Raw genomic sequence first — 22629 nt, 5'->3', positions numbered from 1 at the left:
AGAAAACAATGAATAAAAAACTCTACCGACTCGTCTTTAATGCCTCGCGCGGTTGTCTTGTCGCGGTATCAGAAAGTGCTCTGCGAAAAAACAAGAGCTCTGGACGGAGGCAGGGCGCCGGTATGGGGAGTTCCGCAATTGTGGTGCTGCGTCTGGCCGCTACTTTCGCCTTGGGGTTAAGTACTTTGAGTAGCGCTTTGGCTCAGGCGCAAATCATGCCTGATCCTGCAGCACCGGGCAACCAACGCCCTACGGTGCTAAGCACCTCTAATGAGGTGCCGTTGGTCAATATTCAAACCCCAAGTGCTGCTGGTGTAAGTCGTAATACATATGAACAATTTGATGTGGGTGCGCCAGGAGCCGTACTCAATAACAGCCGCACTGATGTGCAGACCCAACTTGGGGGGTGGGTGCAGGGAAATCCGTGGCTGGCCAAAGGTGAAGCGCACATCATTCTCAACGAAGTTAACAGCAATAACCCTAGCCAACTCCAAGGGTTTATTGAAATTGGGGGGCAGCGCGCCGAAATTATTATTGCCAATCCTGCCGGTATTGAGGTGGATGGCGCAGGTTTTATAAACGCCAGCCGCGCTACTCTCACGACAGGCAGCCCTTTAATGAACGGGGGAAGTCTTGAAGGTTATCGTGTGCAGCGCGGCACCATTAGTATCGGTGGCAAAGGGCTTGATGCCAGTCTGGTTGACTATACAGGCATCTTAGCGCGGGCCATCGAAGTTAATGCGAATATTCACGCCCAAGAGCTGGACTTGATTACGGGTGAAAATACGGTTGATGCAAACTCCAGCAACATTCAGCAAATTTCTGGCGCAGACAATGCTCCTGCCTTTGCGTTGGATGTAAGTGAGCTGGGCGGCATGTACGCTGGGCAAATTCGCTTGGTAGGAACTGAAGTGGGAGTAGGTGTCCGTCATCACGGGACGATGGCTGCTAGCGCAGGCGATATTCATATCGACACCAACGGTCAACTGAGTTCAACAGGTGCTATCCAAGCAAATCAAGGTGATATTGCTATCCGTACCGCGCAAGACCAAAGCTACAGTGGAAGCGTGCTAGCCGGAGAAAACCTGACGCTGCATAGTGGCGGCAATCACCAGAATGAATACAGTGATAGCAAACTCGGTACCATTAAAAACAGCGGGGTTCTACGTGCTGGCCAAGAAGCTAATTTGCGTGCGGGCGATTTAAATAATAGCGGCCGGGTAGACGCTCAGCGGTTAGATATTGAAGTAGACAACCTCAGCAATAGTGGTGATTTATGGCAAAGCGGTGCACAAAATCTCAATGTTCAAGCTAATCACATTAGCAACGAGCAAGATGGGTTCCTAGGGCGTGCAGTCACCACCCCGGCACAAGACGCTCTTAGCAGCTCACAGCCTTCAGAGCCCTCTGTACAAATACCCGGTAGGGATATAAAAAGTAGCCCTCAAGACCCCGATAGCCAATCACCATCGCAGCCCGATGTGGGCACGGAGCCACCTCCAGCCTCATTAGAATCAGGGGTTGTGAATGTTAGTGGTCGTCTGGAAAATCATGCAGAGGGCACTTTGGCCGCCGAGGGTGACCTTTATGTAAGTGCCGAGCAATCGCTTAGTAATGCTGGTCACGTGCGCGCCAAAAATGTGCAATCCAGCGGTGACTGGTTTGAAAACACCTCTGGTACATTGCAGTCGGATCGGCTCAATGTAAAAGTAAATACAGTAAAACTAACGGGTGGGTCGGTATCGGCTGACACCGTTACGCTCAATAGTATAGAGCATATTCAAGGTTCGGCAGCGCAACTCTATGCCAAGGATGAGCTTCACTTGAATGCTGAGTATTTGAGCAATGCTGGTGAAATTCAATCCGGTGATAAATCCCAAATTTCAGTCGCTACTAGCCTCACTAACACTGGTACGATAGCGGCAGCTGATGACTTGAATATTGAGGCAGCTAGCGTCGATAGCAGCGGCACCCTGGCTGCAGGTTTAAACGAAGATGGCAGCCTAAACGCGTTTGATGCTAATGGTGCTGCACTTCGCATTACCACGTCTAATGACCTGGTCGCCACCGGTACTAATTTGGCTGCAGGCACGCTGACCCTTAACGGTGACAATGTCGATCTGAGTGAGAGCCAGACCAGTGCTTTTGATACGCATATCACTGCCCGTGGTGACATTGACACCTGGCAAGCCAATGTTGTCACCCAGGAAAACTTATTGCTCCGTACTGACGGGGCGCTCGACAATACCAAGGGCACCCTGGCCAGCCAGCAAGGCGACCTGAGTATCCAGGCACTTAGCCTGAGTAACGCGCAGGGTGAGTTATTGGCTGGTAAGAACCTGTCGATTGCTCTCAACGAAACCCTAAGCAACACTGATGGCACCGTCTACGCTGGCAAAAACGCCACTCTAGACATCACTACGTTGACCAACACCGGCACCATCGCGGCAGCTGATGATTTGACTATTGATGTCGCCAGCATCGATAGCAGCGGCACCCTGGCCGCGGGTCTGAATAGCGACGGCAGTCTCAAACCGTTTGATGCTAACGGTGCTGAGCTGCGCGTCACCGCCACTGGAGAGCTGAGCACCTCCGGCACTAACTTGGTTGCAGGCGCGTTGACTCTTAATGGTGACCATGTTGACCTCAGCGATAGCCAGACCAGCGCTTATCGCGCTGATATTGCGGCGCGTGGTGATCTGGCGACTTGGCAGGCCAGCATTGTTGCTCAAGAGAGTTTATCGCTCCAGTCGGGCGGTGCTCTGGATAACACTGATGGCACCTTGTCCAGTGAGCAAGGTGATCTAAGTGTCCAGGTGTTGAGCCTTAACAACACCGACGGCACCGTCTACGCGGGTGGAAACGTCACCCTAGATACCGGCACACTCACCAACTCTGGCACTATTGCTGCAGCCGATGACGTGACAATTAGTGCTGCCAATGTGCACAGCAGTGGCACTCTAGCAGCTGGCCTGAACCAAGATGGCACCCTGAAGGCATTCACCTTCGGCGGCGAGGTTCTCGACGTAACGACCGCCGGCGATCTAACCGCTACCGGTACCAACCTAGCGTCGGGTAATTTGACGCTGGACGGTGGCAATGTCGATCTGAGTGAGAGCCAGACCAGTGCTTTTGATACGCATATCACTGCCCGTGGTGACATCGACACCTGGCAAGCCAATGTCGTTACCAAGGAAAACTTATCGCTCCAGGCCGGTGGCGGTCTGGATAACACAGAGGGCTCCTTATCTAGCCAGCAAGGCGACCTGAGTATCCAGGCACTTAGCCTGAGTAACGCGCAGGGTGAGTTATTGGCTGGTAAGAACCTGTCGATTGCTCTCAACGAAACCCTAAGCAACACTGATGGCACCGTCTACGCTGGCAAAAACGCCACTTTAGGCACTGGTGCGCTGACCAATACTGGTTCCATCGCCGCCGCTGATAATCTAGCTATCGACGCCGCCAGCATCGATAGCAGCGGCACTCTGGCGGCGGGCCTGAAACGCGATGGCAGTCTCAAGCCGTTTGATGCTAATGGAGCTGTACTGCGCGTTACCACGACTGATGACCTAGTCGCCACCGGCACTAACTTGGCTGCAGGCACGCTTACTCTGGACGGTGAGAGTGTCGATCTGAGTGAGAGCCAGACCAGCGCCTATCGCTCTGGTATTCTGGCGCGTGGTGATCTGGCGAGTGGGCAAGCCAATGTGGTTGCCCAGAACGACCTATCGCTACAGTCTGGCGGTACACTGGATAACACTGAGGGTACTTTGTCCAGTGAAGACGGTGATCTAAGAGTGCAGGCGCTGAGTCTGAACAACGATCAGGGTGAGCTGTTAGCAGGCAACAGTCTTGAGGCCACTCTTAGCGACACGCTTAACAACACCGATGGTAGCGTCTATGCAGGTGGAAGCGTCACCCTAGATATCGGCACACTCGCCAGCTCGGGGACTGTTGCTGCAGCCGATGACGTGACGATTAGTGCTGTCAATGTGCTCAGCAGCGGCACTCTAGCGGCTGGCCTGAACCAAGATGGCACCCTGAAGGCATTCGCCAACGACGGCGGGGTTCTCGACGTAACGACCGCCGGCGATCTAACCGCTACCGGTACCAACCTAGCGTCGGGTAATTTGACGCTGGATGGTGGCAATGTCGATCTGAGTGAGAGCCAGACCAGCGCTCACAGTTCTGACATTGTCGCCCAGGGAAAACTCGACACCTGGCAAGCCAATGTTGTGACTCAGGAAAACTTAACCCTGCAGGCTGAAGGCGCGATTGATAACACTGAGGGGATCCTGTCCAGTCAGCAAGGCGACCTGAGCGTACAAGCGTTGAGTCTGAACAACGAACAGGGCGAACTGCTAGCAGGTGATGCCCTAGAGGTGGCTCTTAGCGAAGCCCTAAGCAACACCGACGGCACTGTCTACGCCGATGGTAACGCTATTCTCAATACTGGTGCGCTGACGAACACTGGTGCTATCGCGGCGGCCGATAACCTGACTATTGATGCTGCCAGCGTTACTAGCAGCGGCACTCTGGCGGCAGGCCTGAAACGCGATGGAAGTCTCAACACGTTTGACGCGGATGGTGCTTCAGTGCGTGTCACCACCAGCGGTGACCTGAGCGCTACTGGCACTAACTTGGCAGCGGGTTCGCTGACCCTAAAGGGTGGCAATGTCGATCTGAGCGAGAGTCAGACCAGCGCTTTTGATGCTCATGTCACCGCAAAAGGTGATCTGGCGAGCGGGCAAGCCAACATCGTCACTCAAGAGAGCTTATCACTCCAGTCAGGCGGTGCCCTGGATAACACTGAGGGTACCTTGTCCAGTGAACACGGTGATCTAAGTGTGCAGGTGTTGAGCCTCAACAACACTGATGGCACTGTCTATGCGGGTGGCAATACCACCCTCGAAGCAGCGGAGGCCATTGATAACCGCCGAGGCACGCTATACAGCGAACAGGGCGATTTGAGTCTGCAGGCGATCAGCCTGGCTAATACAGAAGGCACTGTCTACGCAGGTGGCAACGCCGCCTTGGATACTGAAGCACTGACCAATACTGGCACCATTGCCGCCGCTGATAATCTAGCTATCGACGCCGCCAGCGTCGATAGCAGCGGCACCTTGGCCGCGGGTCTGAATAGCGATGGCAGCCTCAACACGTTTGACGCGAATGGTGCCGCACTGCGTGTCACCACCAGCGGTGACCTGAGCGCGACCGGCACTAACTTGGCTGCAGGCACGCTTACTCTGGACGGTGAGAATGTCGATCTGAGTGAGAGCCAGACCAGTGCCTTTGATACGCGTATCACCGCCCGTGGTGATATCGACACCTGGCAAGCCAATGTTGTGACTCAGGAAAACTTAACCCTTCAGGCTGAAGGCGCGATTGATAACACGGCAGGTACTTTGTCCAGTCAGCAAGGCGACCTGAGCGTACAAGCGGTGAGTCTGAACAACGACCAGGGCGAGCTGCTGGCAAGTGATGCCTTAGAGGTGGCTCTTAGCGAATCCCTCAACAACACCGACGGCACCGTCTATGCAGGCGGCAATGCCTCCCTCGATGTCGGTGAGCTTACCAACACCGGTACTGTTGCTGCTGCTGATAATGTGACCATTAACGCCACCATCGTTACTAGCAGCGGCACCCTAGCGGCAGGTCTGAATAGCGATGGCAGCCTCAACACGTTTGACGAAAATGGTGCCGCACTGCGTGTCACCACCAGTGGTGATTTGAGTGCTACCGGCACTAACTTGGCTGCAGGTACGCTTACCCTGGACGGTGAGAATGTCGATCTGAGTGAGAGCCAGACCAGTGCCTTTGATACGCGTATCACCGCTCGTGGTGATATCGACACCTGGCAAGCCAATGTTGTGACTCAGAAAAACTTAACCCTGCAGGCTGAAGGGGCGATTGATAACACTGAGGGGACCCTGTCCAGTCAGCAAGGCGACCTGAGCGTACAAGCGGTGAGTCTGAACAACGAACAGGGCGAATTGCTGGCAGGTGATACCCTAGAGGTGGCTCTTAGCGAAGCCCTCAGCAACACCGACGGCACCGTCTATGCAGGCGGCAATGCCTCCCTCGATGTCGGTGGGCTTACCAACACTGGTACTGTTGCCGCTGCTGATAATGTGACCATTAACGCCACCAGCGTTACTAGCAGCGGCACCCTAGCGGCAGGTCTGAGTAGCGATGGCAGCCTCAACACGTTTGACGAAAATGGTGCCGCACTGCGTGTCACCACCAGTGGTGATTTGAGTGCTACCGGCACTAACTTGGCTGCAGGTACGCTTACCCTGGACGGTGAGAATGTCGATCTGAGTAAGAGCCAGACCAGCGCTTACAGTTCTGATGTCAGTGCCCGTGGTGATCTCGACACCTGGCAAGCCAATGTTGTGACTCAGAAAAACTTAACCCTGCAGGCTGAAGGGGCGATTGATAACACTGAGGGGACCCTGTCCAGTCAGCAAGGCGACCTGAGCGTACAAGCGGTGAGTCTGAACAACGAACAGAGCGAACTGCTGGCAGGTGATACCCTAGAGGTGACTCTTAGCGAATCCCTCAACAACACCGACGGCACCGTCTATGCAGGCGGCAATGCCTCCCTCGATGTCGGTGTGCTTACTAATACTGGTACCGTTGCCGCAGCGGATGACCTGACTATTGATGCTGCCAGCGTTACTAGCAGCGGCACTCTAGCGGCGGGCCTGAAACGCGATGGCAGTCTCAACACGTTTGACGAAAATGGTGCCGCACTGCGTGTCACCACCAGTGGTGATTTGAGTGCTACCGGCACTAACTTGGCTGCAGGTACGCTTACTCTGGACGGTGAGAATGTCGATCTGAGTGAGAGCCAGACCAGTGCCTACCGCGCTGATATTACGGCTCGAGGTGATTTGGCGAGCGGGCAAGCCAACATCGTCACTCAAGAGAGCTTATCACTCCAGTCAGGCGGTGCCCTGGATAACACTGAGGGTACCTTGTCCAGTGAACACGGTGATCTAAGTGTGCAGGTGTTTAGCCTCAACAACACTGATGGCACTGTCTATGCGGGTGGCAATACCACCCTCGAAGCAGCGGAGGCCATTGATAACCGCCGAGGCACGCTATACAGCGAACAGGGCGATTTGAGTCTGCAGGCGATCAGCCTGGCTAATACAGAAGGCACTGTCTACGCAGGTGGCAACGCCGCCTTGGATACTGAAGCACTGACCAATACTGGCACCATTGCCGCCGCTGATAATCTAGCTATCGACGCCGCCAGCGTCGATAGCAGCGGCACCTTGGCCGCGGGTCTGAATAGCGATGGCAGCCTCAACACGTTTGACGCGAATGGTGCCGCACTGCGTGTCACCACCAGTGGTGATTTGAGTGCTACCGGCACTAACTTGGCGGCAGGCAGCCTTGCGTTTGACGGCGATAATATTGACCTGAGTAAGAGCCAAACGAGCGCCTACAATGCTGATATTATCGCCCGTGGCGACCAGGCGAGCAGGCAAGCCAATGTGGTTATCCAGGAGAAGCTAACCCTTCAGGCAGAGGGGGGGCTTGATAACACCGGTGGCATCCTATCAAGTCAGCAAGGCGACCTGAGCGTACAAGCGGTGAGTCTGAACAACGAACAGGGCGAATTGCTGGCAGGTGATACCCTAGAGGTGGCTCTTAGCGAAGCCCTCAGCAACACCGACGGCACCGTCTATGCAGGCGGCAATGCCTCCCTCGATGTCGGTGAGCTTACCAATACTGGTACTGTTGCCGCTGCTGGTAATGTGACCATTAACGCCGCCAGCATCGATAGCACGGGCACGTTGGCAGCTGGCTTGAACAGCGAAGACGGCACCTTAAAAGCATTTGCCGAAGACGGTAGCGCCCTTAGCATCATCACTGATGGTGATCTCAGCGCCACTGGTACGAATATTGCATCAGGTAACCTGACCTTAGACGGCGACCATGTCGATCTGAGTAAGAGCCAGACTAGCGCCTACCGGGTTGATATTACGGCTCAAGGTGATTTGACGAGCGGGCAAGCCAATGTCGTCACCCAGGAAAACTTAACGCTGCAAGTTAAGGGGGCGTTCAACAATGCCGAGGGTACCCTTTCTAGCCAGAAAGGCAACCTGAGTGTTCAGGCACTTAGCCTGAGTAACGAGCAGGGTGAGTTATTGGCTGGTAAGAACCTGTCGATTGCTCTCAACGAAACCCTAAGCAACACTGATGGCACCGTCTACGCTGGCAAAAACGTCACTTTAGACACTGATGCACTGACCAATACTGGCACCATTGCCGCCGCTGATAATCTAGCTATCGACGCCGCCAGCGTCGATAGCAGCGGCAACTTGGCCGCGGGTCTGAATAGCGATGGCAGCCTCAACACGTTTGACGAAAATGGTGCCGCACTGCGTGTCACCACCAGTGGTGATTTGAGTGCTACCGGCACTAACTTGGCTGCAGGTACGCTTACTCTGGACGGTGAGAATGTCGATCTGAGTGAGAGCCAGACCAGTGCCTACCGCGCTGATATTACGGCTCGAGGTGATTTGGCGAGCGGGCAAGCCAACATAGTTATCCAGGAAGATTTGTCGCTACAAGCTAGTGGTGCGCTGGATAACACAGCAGGTACCTTGTCTAGCCAAGTGGGCAACCTAAGTGTTCAGGCACTTAGCCTGAGTAACGAGCAGGGTGAGTTATTGGCTGGTAAGAACCTGTCGATTGCTCTCAACGAAACCCTAAGCAACACCGACGGCACCGTCTATGCAGGCGGCAATGCCTCCCTCGATGTCGGTGGGCTTACCAACACTGGTACTGTTGCCGCTGCTGATAATGTGACCATTAACGCCACCAGCGTTACTAGCAGCGGCACCCTAGCGGCAGGTCTGAGTAGCGATGGCAGCCTCAACACGTTTGACGAAAATGGTGCCGCACTGCGTGTCACCACCAGTGGTGATTTGAGTGCTACCGGCACTAACTTGGCTGCAGGTACGCTTACCCTGGACGGTGAGAATGTCGATCTGAGTGAGAGCCAGACCAGTGCCTTTGATACGCGTATCACCGCCCGTGGTGATATCGACACCTGGCAAGCCAATGTTGTGACTCAGAAAAACTTAACCCTGCAGGCTGAAGGGGCGATTGATAACACTGAGGGGACCCTGTCCAGTCAGCAAGGCGACCTGAGCGTACAAGCGGTGAGTCTGAACAACGAACAGAGCGAACTGCTGGCAGGTGATACCCTAGAGGTGACTCTTAGCGAATCCCTAAGCAACACTGATGGCACCGTCTACGCTGGCAAAAACGTCACTTTAGACACTGCTGCGCTGACCAATACTGGCACCATTGCCGCCGCTGATAATCTAGCTATCGACGCCGCCAGCGTCGATAGCAGCGGCACCTTGGCCGCTGGTCTGAATAGCGATGGCAGCCTCAACACGTTTGACGAAAATGGTGCCGCACTGCGTGTCACCACCAGTGGTGATTTGAGTGCTACCGGCACTAACTTGGCTGCAGGTACGCTTACTCTGGACGGTGAGAATGTCGATCTGAGTGAGAGCCAGACCAGTGCCTACCGCGCTGATATTACGGCTCGAGGTGATTTGGCGAGCGGGCAAGCCAACATCGTCACTCAAGAGAGCTTATCACTCCAGTCAGGCGGTGCCCTGGATAACACTGAGGGTACCTTGTCCAGTGAACACGGTGATCTAAGTGTGCAGGTGTTTAGCCTCAACAACACTGATGGCACTGTCTATGCGGGTGGCAATACCACCCTCGAAGCAGCGGAGGCCATTGATAACCGCCGAGGCACGCTATACAGCGAACAGGGCGATTTGAGTCTGCAGGCGATCAGCCTGGCTAATACAGAAGGCACTGTCTACGCAGGTGGCAACGCCGCCTTGGATACTGAAGCACTGACCAATACTGGCACCATTGCCGCCGCTGATAATCTAGCTATCGACGCCGCCAGCGTCGATAGCAGCGGCACCTTGGCCGCGGGTCTGAATAGCGATGGCAGCCTCAACACGTTTGACGCGAATGGTGCCGCACTGCGTGTCACCACCAGTGGTGATTTGAGTGCTACCGGCACTAACTTGGCTGCAGGCACGCTTACTCTGGACGGTGAGAATGTCGATCTGAGTGAGAGCCAGACCAGTGCCTTTGATACGCGTATCACCGCCCGTGGTGATATCGACACCTGGCAAGCCAATGTTGTGACTCAGGAAAACTTAACCCTGCAGGCTGAAGGCGCGATTGATAACACGGCAGGTACTTTGTCCAGTCAAGTGGGCGACCTAAGTGTTCAAGCACTTAGCCTGAGCAACGACCAGGGTGAGTTGTTAGCAGGCAACGCCCTTGATATCACGCTTCACGAATCTCTCACCAACAACGATGGCACTGTCTATGCAGGCGGCAATGCCACCCTCGATACCGCTACGCTGATCAACACGGGCACCGTTGCAGCAGCAGACAACCTAACCATTAACGCTAGCGGCGTTAACAGCAGTGGCACGCTCGCTGCAGGGCTGAATAGCGATGGCAAGCTCAATGAGTTTGCTGAAGACGGCAGTGCCCTTAGCGTCACTACCACTGGTGACTTGGTCGCTACTGGGACCAATCTGGCGGCAGGCAGCCTTGCGTTTGACGGCGATAATATTGACCTGAGTAAGAGCCAAACGAGCGCCTACAATGCTGATATTATCGCCCGTGGCGACCAGGCGAGCAGGCAAGCCAATGTGGTTATCCAGGAGAAGCTAACCCTTCAGGCAGAGGGGGGGCTTGATAACACCGGTGGCATCCTATCAAGTCAGCAAGGCGACCTGACGGTACAGGCGCTCAGCCTAAACAACAATCAGGGTGAGCTGATAGCGGGCAACGCCCTTGATATCACGCTTCACGAATCTCTCACCAACACCGGTGGCACTGTTTACGCGGGTGGCAACGCCACTCTCGACACAGGATCACTGACGAACACTGGCACGATTGCAGCAGCGGATGATCTGACCATTGACGCTGTCAGCGTTGCGAGCACGGGGACGTTGGCCGCGGGCTTAAACGAAGATGGCAGCCTTAACGCGTTTGATGCTGATGGTGCTGCACTGCGTGTTACCACCAGCGGTGACCTGAGCGCTACCGGCACCAACTTAGCTGCGGGATCGCTGACCCTGGAGGGTGGTAATGTCGATCTGAGTAAGAGCCAGACCAGCGCTTACAGTTCTGATGTCAGTGCCCGTGGTGATCTCGACACCTGGCAAGCCAATGTTGTGACTCAGAAAAACTTAACCCTGCAGGCTGAAGGGGCGATTGATAACACTGAGGGGACCCTGTCCAGTCAGCAAGGCGACCTGAGCGTACAAGCGGTGAGTCTGAACAACGAACAGAGCGAACTGCTGGCAGGTGATACCCTAGAGGTGACTCTTAGCGAATCCCTCAACAACACCGACGGCACCGTCTATGCAGGCGGCAATGCCTCCCTCGATGTCGGTGTGCTTACTAATACTGGTACCGTTGCCGCAGCGGATGACCTGACTATTGATGCTGCCAGCGTTACTAGCAGCGGCACTCTAGCGGCGGGCCTGAAACGCGATGGCAGTCTCAACACGTTTGACGAAAATGGTGCCGCACTGCGTGTCACCACCAGCGGTGATTTGAGTGCTACCGGCACTAACTTGGCTGCAGGTACGCTTACTCTGGACGGTGAGAATGTCGATCTGAGTGAGAGCCAGACCAGTGCCTACCGCGCTGATATTACGGCTCGAGGTGATTTGGCGAGCGGGCAAGCCAACATAGTTATCCAGGAAGATTTGTCGCTACAAGCTAGTGGTGCGCTGGATAACACAGCAGGTACCTTGTCTAACCAAGTGGGCAACCTAAGTGTTCAGGCACTTAGCCTGAGTAACGAGCAGGGTGAGTTATTGGCTGGTAAGAACCTGTCGATTGCTCTCAACGAAACCCTAAGCAACACTGATGGCACCGTCTACGCCGGCAAAAACGTCACTTTAGACACTGATGCACTGACCAATACTGGCACCATTGCCGCCGCTGATAATCTAGCTATCGACGCCGCCAGCGTCGATAGCAGCGGCACCTTGGCCGCTGGTCTGAATAGCGATGGCAGCCTCAACACGTTTGACGAAAATGGTGCCGCACTGCGTGTCACCACCAGTGGTGATTTGAGTGCTACCGGCACCAACTTAGCTGCGGGATCGCTGACCCTGGAGGGTGGTAATGTCGATCTGAGTGAGAGCCAGACCAGTGCCTTTGATACGCGTATCACCGCCCGTGGTGATATCGACACCTGGCAGGCCAATGTCGTCACTCAAGAAAACTTAACCCTGCAAGCTGAAGGTGCGATTGATAACACTGAGGGGACCCTGTCCAGTCAGCAAGGCGACCTGAGCGTACAAGCGTTGAGTCTGAACAACGAACAGGGCGAACTGCTGGCAGGTGATGCCCTAGAGCTGGCTCTTAGCGAATCCCTCAGCAACACCGACGGCACCGTCTATGCAGGCGGCAATGCCATCTTCGATACCGGTACGTTGATCAACACGGGCACCGTTGCGGCAGCAGACAACCTAACCATTAACGCTGGCGGCGTTGAGAGTACAGGGACGCTGGCTGCGGGCCTCAACGCAGATGGCACTCTCAAGGGATTCGCCCAAGATGGTAGCGCGCTAAACGTCAGCACCCGTAACGACCTAAGTGCCACCGGCACTAACTTGGCTGCAGGCACGCTTACTCTGGACGGTGAGAATCTCGATCTGAGTGAGAGCCAGACCAGCGCTTACAGTGCTGATGTAATTGTCCGTGGTGATCTCGACACTTGGCAAGCCAATGTTGTCACTCAGGAAAGCCTAACGCTGCAAATCGACGGGGGGCTAGATAACACCGGTGGCATCCTATCAAGCCAGCAGGGCGATCTAAGTGTGAGCACTCTCGGTTTGACTAACGAACAGGGCACCCTGTTGGCGGGCAACAGCTTGGCAGTCTCCGTCATTGACGCCTTGAGCAACACCGATGGCACCATCTATGCAGGCGGCAATGTCACTCTCGACACAGGGTCACTGGCGAACACCGGCACCGTTGCGGCAGCGGATGATCTAACCATTAACGCTGGCGGCGTTAACAGCAGTGGCACGCTCGCTGCAGGGCTGAATAGCGATGGCAAGCTCAATGAGTTTGCTGAAGACGGCAGTGCCCTTAGCGTCACTGCCACTGGTTACTTGGTCGCTACTGGGACCAATCTGGCGGCAGGCAGCCTTGCGTTTGACGGCGATAATATTGACCTGAGTGAGAGCCAAACGAGCGCCTACAATGCTGATATTACCGCCCGTGGTGATATGGCGAGCAGGCAGGCCAATGTCGTTACCCAGGAGAAGCTAACCCTTCAGGCAGAGGGGGGGCTTGATAACACCGAGAGTACCCTGTCTAGCCAGCAAGGCGACCTGACGGTACAGGCACTCAGCCTGGACAACAATCAGGGTGAGTTGTTAGCAGGCAATGCCCTTGATATCACGCTTCACGAATCTCTCACCAACCCCGATGGCACTGTCTATGCAGGCGGCAATGCCACCCTCGATACTGGGACGCTGGTCAACACGGGCACCGTTGCGGCAGCAGACAACCTAACCATTAACGCTGGTGGCGTTAACAGCAGTGGCACGCTCGCTGCAGGGCTGAATAGCGATGGCAGCCTCAATGAGTTTGCTGAAGACGGCAGTGCCCTTAGCGTCACTGCCGCTGGTGACTTGGTCGCTACCGGGACCAACCTGGCGTCAGGCAGCCTTGCTTTTGACGGCGGTAATATTGACCTGAGTGGGAGCCAAACGAGCGCCTACAATGCTGATATTACCGCCCGTGGTGATATGGCGAGCAGGCAGGCCAATGTCGTTACCCAGGAGAAGCTAACCCTTCAGGCAGAGGGGGGGCTTGATAACACCGAGGGTACTCTGGCTAGCCAGCAAGGCGACCTGACGGTACAGGCGCTCAGCCTGAACAACGAGCAGGGTGAGTTGTTAGCAGGCAACGCCCTTGATATCACGCTTCACGAATCTCTCACCAACACCGATGGCACTGTTTACGCAGGCGGCAATGTCACTCTCGACACAGGGTCACTGGCGAACACCGGCACCGTTGCGGCAGCGGATGATCTAACCATTAACGCTGGCGGCGTTAACAGCAGTGGCACGCTCGCTGCAGGGCTGAATAGCGATGGCAAGCTCAATGAGTTTGCTGAAGACGGCAGTGCCCTTAGCGTCACTGCCACAGATGAGCTAACCGCCACTGGCAACAATCTGGCCGTAGGCAGACTGATGTTAGACGGAGACAATATTGATCTAAGCGATAGCCAGACCAGTGCTTACCGCGCAGCACTTGCCGCCCGAGGTGATCTTGATACTCAAGCAGCCACCATTGTCACTCGGGATAGCCTATCGCTGAGTAGCGACGGCGCGTTGGATAACACCCAGGGCATGCTATCCAGCCAGGTAGGTGACCTGAGCATACAAGCGCAGAGCCTAACGAGTGGGCAGGGATCCGTGTTAGCGGGCAACGATCTTGAGGTCAGCCTCAACGAGGTCTTCGCTAACACCGACGGCACTTTTTACGCGGGAGGAAATGCCACCCTCTATACCGGCGCGCTCACCAACACCGGCACGATTGCCGCGGCAGGTGGCCTAACCATCGATGCCACCAGCGTCGACAGCGAGGGTGCCCTTGTCGCTGGCTTGAGTAGCAACGGAAGTCTCGCTACGTTTGCTGCTGACGGTGCTGCATTGCGAGTGACTGCCAGCAACGGCCTAAGAGCCACCGGCAACAATTTTGCAGCGGGCAGCTTGACGCTCGAAGGTGATAGCGTTGACCTGAATAATAGCCAGAGTAGCGCTTACGATGCTGATGTTGCGGCGAAAGGTGCGTTAAGCACGGTCAGTGCAAATCTCATTACCCAAAACAATATCCTTATTGATGCGCAGAGCCTGAATAACATGGGCGGTACTGTTTACGCAGGCAAAGACGCTTTCCTTAGGACTGGTGCATTAACCAGCACGGGCACCCTTGCGGCGGCCGATAATCTGACCATTGATGCTACCAGTGTTGACAGCGGGGGCACCCTTGCCGCTGGCCTCAATAAAGATGGCAGCTTGAAGGCATTGGGTGAAGATGGCGGTGCGCTCAGCATTACTGCTACCAGCGATCTAAGGGCCATTGGCAACAATCTGGCGGCGGGTAGCTTGACGGTAGCAGGTGGTCATGTCGATCTACGCAACAGCCAGACCAGTGCTTACAATGCCGACATTAATGCGCAGGGCAATCTTGACACTTGGCAAGCCAATGTTGTCACCCAGGCGGGGTTATCGCTTCAGGCCGAAGATACGCTTAACAATACCGACGGTGTTCTGGCCTCCAGAGCGGGTAATCTGCTGGTGGATGCTGACAGTGTGAGCAACACGGACGGCCTGATGGTGGCGGCCACGGAACTCGATATCAATGCCCGAAAAGACATCAACAATACCCATGGAGAGATACTGGCCCAAGACAATGTGAGTTTGTCTACCGATGCCGATATCCTCAACTCGGGTGGCATTGTGCAGTCCAATGCGCTGGTCAGCCTAATCGCTGACACTGTTGACAATAGCCAGACCAGTGAGAGCACCCAAGGCATTGTCGGCAAGCACGTACAGATCACCGCCAGCAACGTCGACAATGCCGCTGGTCAAGTGTTGGCTGGTCTCGACCTCATCATCACCGCTGATACATCAATTATCAACGATAGCGGCACGCTCAACGCTCAGCGTGCCCTGACGCTACAAGATAGCGCTACCACTCCCGCCGAGCGCAATCTGGAGATCAGCAATAAAGAGGGTGAGATTGTCGCCAATAATGACAACGCCACTGAAGCCGCTTCCATTACGGTAGTTGCCAACACCGTAGATCTAAGCGGAAAGCTAGAAAGTGGCAGCGATATGGCGCTGGACCTGGTAGGAGACCTCAATACCGCCAGTGATCAGCAGGTGATCTCAGAAGGAAGTTTGAGTTTACGTTTGCATGGTGCCCCCGGGGGTAACACCTTTACCAATGCCGGAAAGTGGCAGGGGGGGCGCAGCCTCACTGTGCATGCCGATGAGATTCGCAACCAGCCCAGTGGTGAGCTGCGGAGTCTGGGCACCACCATGCTGGACACCACACAAGCGCATAATGGCAGCGTTATCAACCGAGGCTTGATCGATGGAGCGGATACGCAAATCAACGGCCACGCGTTGGATAACGTAGGTACTGGGCGACTCTATGGTGACCGTATCGCCATAGCCGTTAGTCACCTTGGTAATCGTGAAGAAACGGCGGGAGGACAGACGAAATCCGCCACGATTGCTGCCCGAGAGCGGCTGGATGTTGGCGCCCAGCATATTACCAACCGTGAGGGTGCGCTGATTTTTAGCGGCGGCGATATGGCCATCGGTGGCTCACTCTTCTCTAACTATCAGGCCGTGGCAGACGGCACTGGCAATGCAGCAACACTCAACAACAACAGCGCCACCATTGAAAGCTTAGGAGACATGGCGTTGGCGGCAGACACATTGCGCAATACCAACGAGCACTTTGTAATGGAGGAAGAATACCTTGGCGAAACCAAGGTAACCATGATCCAGCCCCAAGGCTGGGAGAATAAACTGACCATTCACGAAAATGGCTGGGTAGACTTGTTTCCTAATGGCTGGAGTAAGCAATTTGACAACGGGACGAGGCTTACTTGGGAACGGAATGAAAAAACTTGGAAGGAGAAAAATACTACGGGTTCCACTTGGAATCCTTACCTTAATTATGAGGGACGCTACACTTTTTATCATGGGTCTGCTTCTACGACCATTTCAAACTGGACGCAGTACCGTCTTAAGCGTAATGAGTATGTAAGCAAAGTCGTGTCCAGCGCTCCCAGCTTGATCAGGGCGGGAGGAAACCTGACCCTGATAGGGAATGACCTACTCAATGATAAAAGTCGCATTATCGTTGGCCGAACGCTGCAAGGGGATATTGCTAACCTGGAAAACCGAGAGGCAATAGGCGAACGCCGCGTAATTACAGAATGGGATGAGGCAACAGCTATAGTACGCAGGGTCTCAAGTACAAAGGGGACCGACGCAGGTGTTGCTGATTGGCTAGATCGTGCATGGATAGACAAAAAACATATCGGCCCACTCGAAGAAGTCTTCACAGACAACCAGCTTGGCGTTGGCGAGGTAAGGCAAAACACGGCCATCACGGGTAGTGGCACCAGCATTGGTGGCAAAGCTGGCCCTGGAACAGCCAGTGGCACTAGCTCTGGTAGCTCAGATGTCGCAGGCGCGACGCTTGCCAATCAAAGCATCAGCACTACCGCACAGGAGGTTGCTGGTGCCGGTGATAGTGCCAGCGCAGTCAACACTGAGACCACCGAAGTGACTCAGTCAGTGGTAGATGCTGACGTCATCGGCCAAGCCAACAGCCCAGGCAGTGGGACGAATAGTGCCAATGCCGTGAACACCGACTCCCATGGGACCACTGATACATCGTTCAGTGCTCACCAGGGAAGTGTGACCACTAGCGGCAATGCCGTGAACACGGTGTCCCAGGGTGCTACTGACACATCATTCAGTGCCAACAAGAGCGATGTATTTAATAGCGCCGCGGCCATCAATACGCAGACCCATGGTGCTGACGGCGCCTCGGTCAATGTCGCTGGCTCAGACAGCGCCACCAAAAGCACACACGCGGTTAATACGGATACCCAGGGGGCTAACAGCGCATCATTCAGTGCCAACAAGCCAGGCAATGCCACCAACAGTGCCAACGGCGTCAATACGGAAATGCATGTAGCAGATGGCGCATCGTTTGATTTGGACGGCTCCAGCAGTGCCACCAACAGTACCAATGGTGTGAACACAGAGACTCTAGGGGCCGTTGAGGCATCCTTTAATGCCAACCAGGGCAGCGTGACCAGCAGCGCCAATGGCGTTAATACCGACACCCATGGGGTGAACAGTGCCTCGGTTAAGGTGGCTCACTCAGGTAATGCTACTAATACCACCAACAGTGTTAACACAGCGTCCCAGGGTGCCACTGACACATCCTTTAGTGCCAACCAGGGCAGCGCGACCAGCAGCGCCAACGGCGTTAATACCAATACCCGTGGGGCGAACAGTGCCTCGGTTAATGTGGCTCACTCAGGCAATGCTACTAATACCACCAACAGTGTGAACGCACATACTCAGGGCGCTACTCAGGCATCCTTCAGTGCCAGCCAGGGCAGCGCAACCAGCAGCGCCAATGGCGTCAATACTGACACCCCAGGGGCTAACAGCGCCTCGTTGAATACCACTACCCCAAGTAGCACCCAATCCACCGCCGCGTTCTCCACCGATACTTGGCTGCTTGACCATGCCAACCCCAGCCAGGGTGCCCAGGCGACAACAGATTTAGGCACGCAAACAGCCCCACCGTTGTTGTTGCCCACCAGCAGCCTCTTCACCATTGATCCTGGTAGTAACGCGCGTTACCTGGTGGCGACGGACCCCGACTTTACTGATCACCGCCAGTGGCTTTCCAGTGACTATCTACTTTCAGCGTTGGCCTACGATCCGGCTCATGCTCAAAAACGCCTGGGTGACGGCTTTTACGAGCAAAAGCTCATTCGTGACCAAGTCGCTGCGCTCACCGGCTACCGCTTCCTGGGCGATTACCGCACGGATGATGCGCAATACGCGGCGCTGATGAACGCGGGGGCGACCTTTGCGCATGAACACAAGCTGCGCCCCGGCATTGCGTTGTCAGCGTCGCAAACCGCCCAGCTCACCAACGATATCGTCTGGCTAGTCACACAAACCGTACAGCTACCCGATGGCTCTACCACCACCGCCCTGATGCCAAAGGTCTATTTGGCCCCCCGCGAAGGCGATTTGGCCACCAATGGCGAGCTGTTGGGTGGCCATAATGGCACCCTGATCAGCGCCCGTGATATCGACCTGGCCCTGAGTGGCGACCTCAACAACAGCGGCACCATTGCCGGGCGCAACATGGTGGATATCAGCGCCCAGAACCTCAACAACAGCGGCCGCATCCAAGGCGATATCGCGTTAATTGATGCCCGTCAGGACATCAATATCGACGGTGGCAGCATTGCCGCCACGACCGGCATGGCGCTGCAAGCGGGCGGGGATATCAACATCGCCAGTACGCTCCACAGCGCCACCAACGAGGTTGATGGTAATACCTTCAGCCTGCAAGGCATTGACCGGATGGCCGGGCTTTATGTCAACGGCGAGGCGGGCAACCTGCTGGCCAGCGCGGGCGGTGCGATTAACCTCTCCGCTGCCGAACTACACAACATTGGCAGTGGCGTGACTCAGCTCATTGCAGGTAGCGATATCAACCTGGATACATTGGAAGTTGGCCAAAGCCACGCCCTTAACTGGGATGCCAACAACTACCATCACCAGAGCCACAGCGAAGAGATCGGCAGCGTGATCACCGGCGGCGGGGCGGTGAGCCTCACCGCTGGGCAAGACATTAACCTGCGTGCCGCCACCGTAGACGCCCAGGGTGCCCTGGCCCTGAACGCCATTGACGGTGATATCACCCTGGAAGCCGGGCAGCGTACTGATAGCCTGGCCGAAGGCCGCCAAACCCGCAGCAGTGGCCTGTTCTCCAGCCGCACCCGCACCACCCGCACGAGCAGCATCAACACTCAGGCACTAGCCAGCGAGCTAGGCGGCCAGACGGTCACTATGACCAGCGGTCAAGATATCCACCTCAGCGGTGCCAACGTCCTGGCCGACCAGGATCTAGGGATTCATGCTGGGAGCAACCTCACCCTGGATGCCGCCCAACACACCCTCAGCGACAGCCATTTCAGCCGCAGCAAAAAAAGTGGCCTGTTCAGTGGTGGGTTTGGCATTAACATCGGCAGCCAACGGCAGATGACCGATGCCACCAATACTGCCACTTTCGTTGCCCCCGCCACCGTGGGCAGCATTGGCGGCAACGTCACCTTGAGCGCTGGCGACACCTACACCCAGATCGGTTCTGACGTGCTGGCCCCCAGCGGCGATATCCTGATTGGTGCCAACACGGTCAACATCCTCGAAGGCCGAGAGACCCGTAGCAGCCAGACCGAACAGCGTTTCAAACAAAGCGGCCTGAGCCTCTCCCTCAGCGGCCCCGTGATAGACACCGCACAACGCCTCGAGGGCCAGTTCCAAGCGGCTGGCGACACCCAGAGCCCGCGTATGCAAGCCCTGGCGGCCGCCAACAGCGCCCTCGCGGTGACGGATATTCAGCAACAGTTGCAAGGCGGGCAGGGCACGGATCTCAGCCTCAACATCAGCCTGGGCTCCAGCCAAAGCCGCAGTGACAGCACGGTTGAAAGTAACACCGCCCGCGGCTCCACCCTGGCAGCCGGTGGCGACCTCGTCATTCACGCGCTCGGCCAGGGAGATGGCGAAGGCACCCTCACCGTACAAGGCAGCCAACTAGAGGCTGGTGATCAGCTACTGCTCAATGCTACCCAGGATATCAACCTGCTGGCCAGCGCCGATGCCGTCTCCCAGCGCGACCGCCACAACAGCAGCAGTGGCAGTATTGGGCTGGGGTTCGGCACGAATGGCATTGCCCTCAACCTGGACGCCAGCCGTGCCAAGGGCCACGGCAACGGTGACAGCACCTTCTTCAACAACACCCAGCTCAGCGCCGGTAATCAGGTCATCCTCAACAGCGGCGGTGACACCGCCCTCAAAAGTGCCGTGGTCAGCGCCCCGCAAATCAGCACCCACATCGGCGGCGATCTGACCATTGAAAGCCTGCAAGACACCGCCACCCACAACGAACGCCACCAAAGCAGCGGCGGAAGTCTCAGCGTACCGCTGATCGGCGTAGGGCAGCCCACCGCCAGCCTCAACGCCAGCCGCACCAAGCTCAACAGCGACTTCCAAAGCGTCAATGAGCAAAGCGGCCTGCGCGCTGGCGACGGCGGCTTCCAGGTCAACGTCGGCGGCACCACCAATCTTACCGGCGGTGCTATCACCAGCACCCAAACCGCGATAGATGAAGACCGCAACCGCTTCACCACCGCCGGGCAAAGCGCCAGTGAGGCAATAGAAAGTGGCGCGCTCACCGTTAGCGATATCGCCAACAACGCCACCTATGAGGCCGAAAGCACCAGCGTTGGCCTCAGCAGTGGTGGAAATGATAGCGGCGAAAGCAGCACCGGCCTCTCCGGCATCGGCACCGGCCGCGACGATGGCAGTGCCAGCAGCACCACCGAATCCGCCATCAGCGGCCTGGCAGGTAATCAGGACGCCCGCACCGGCGATGCAGACACCGGCATTGCGCCGATCTTCGATGCAGAAAGCGTCAGAAAAGACGTGCAGGCCCAAGCCACGATTACCCAAGAGTTTGGGTCGCGGGCGAGCCAAGAATGGGGGGATTACGCCAGCCAGCAGGAAGCCCAGTTATGGCGTGAGGCACAAAACGCCAATGATCCTGAAACACGTGCTGCATTGCTGAAAGAAGCGGCACGTTGGGCGGAAGGCGGCGCTTACCGCACCTCGGGCCATACGCTGCTCGGCCTGGCCGGTGGCGGTGTGGACGGAGCGACGGGAGCACTGACCAGTTCAGTGCTTATGGCAGAAGTGGAACGTCTCACGGATGAGCTGAATCTACCGGACGAGGCGCGCCAAGGGCTTGAATCGCTCACTGCCACCCTGGCCGGTGCGGCGACAGGCGGCGCCCAAGGTGGTGCAATGGCGTTCAATCTTGATGTCAATAATCGCCAGTTGCATAGCTTCGAGCAATCCTTGGCGGAACAGCTGGCCGAAGGCAGCGAGTACACGCCAGAACAGATCGCCGATGCCCTCAGAGCCATGTACAACGACGAGTTGGAGGAAAGCCCAGGTTCCAACATCATCGTCGACTTACAGGATGTGACCGCCGTTGATGACACCTATTTTGACTATGGCGGTGACTGGATGGCAACCCCCGGAGAGGACGGCACGACGCGCTATCTGATCCAGCAAATACCGAAGAACACGCCACCTGAGCTGATCAGCTACATCATCGAGCAGACGGGTGGGGAAGGCTCGCCCTATCGGGCGCTTGTCTATCAGCTACCACCAGAAGAGGCAGCCCCTGGTCAGCCGCGAGACCGTCTGACGGGTCGACCGCTGGATGAAGAAGGCCGTTACACGGTCAGCTATGTGGTGGATGGCAAGATTTACCACGTACCGCATTTTTCATGTGGAGATGCAGAATGCGTCAGACGGAACGCTAACATTGACCATAGCGACCCTGCCGCACAGGAATGGGAAAGGGCTGTAGATGCCAAGGCGTTGGATGATGCCAGCAAGGCTATGACAGCTGGGGTAGTAATGACGCCGGTTGGTGCTTTAGGGCAAGGGCTTGCTATCTCGGGGAGTGTGGCAGGTTTGTTATCTGGCTACTTAAAAGACGAATTTGTTACATCAGCAACGAAGGAGGTGGCGAGTGCAGGGTTCGAAAGATACGCAATAGCTCGAGGTGTACCTGCCCCATTGGCTGCAAGAATTACTGCGGCGTTGGATTTGGCGGGAGTATGGGGTGAGGTGTCGGACAATGCAACTAACATTATCGATTGAT

The 22629-nt window shown here is 56.0% G+C and carries 1 protein-coding gene; it reads left to right on the top strand.

The annotated features are described in order from the left end of the window. Window positions 1-8: 8 nt before the first annotated feature. The gene (locus L1X57_RS17540) at window positions 9-22628 is read left to right on the top strand and encodes a two-partner secretion domain-containing protein (RefSeq protein WP_267965106.1); all 22620 of its coding nucleotides are present in this window, start codon (window positions 9-11) and stop codon (window positions 22626-22628) included. Window position 22629 lies beyond the last annotated feature (1 nt).

The organism is Halomonas sp. TD01, from assembly GCF_923868895.1.
Classification (GTDB): Bacteria; Pseudomonadota; Gammaproteobacteria; order Pseudomonadales; family Halomonadaceae; genus Vreelandella.
The sequence above is the reverse complement of the archived record's forward strand: the minus strand, read 5'-3'. Positions and strand labels throughout refer to the sequence as shown.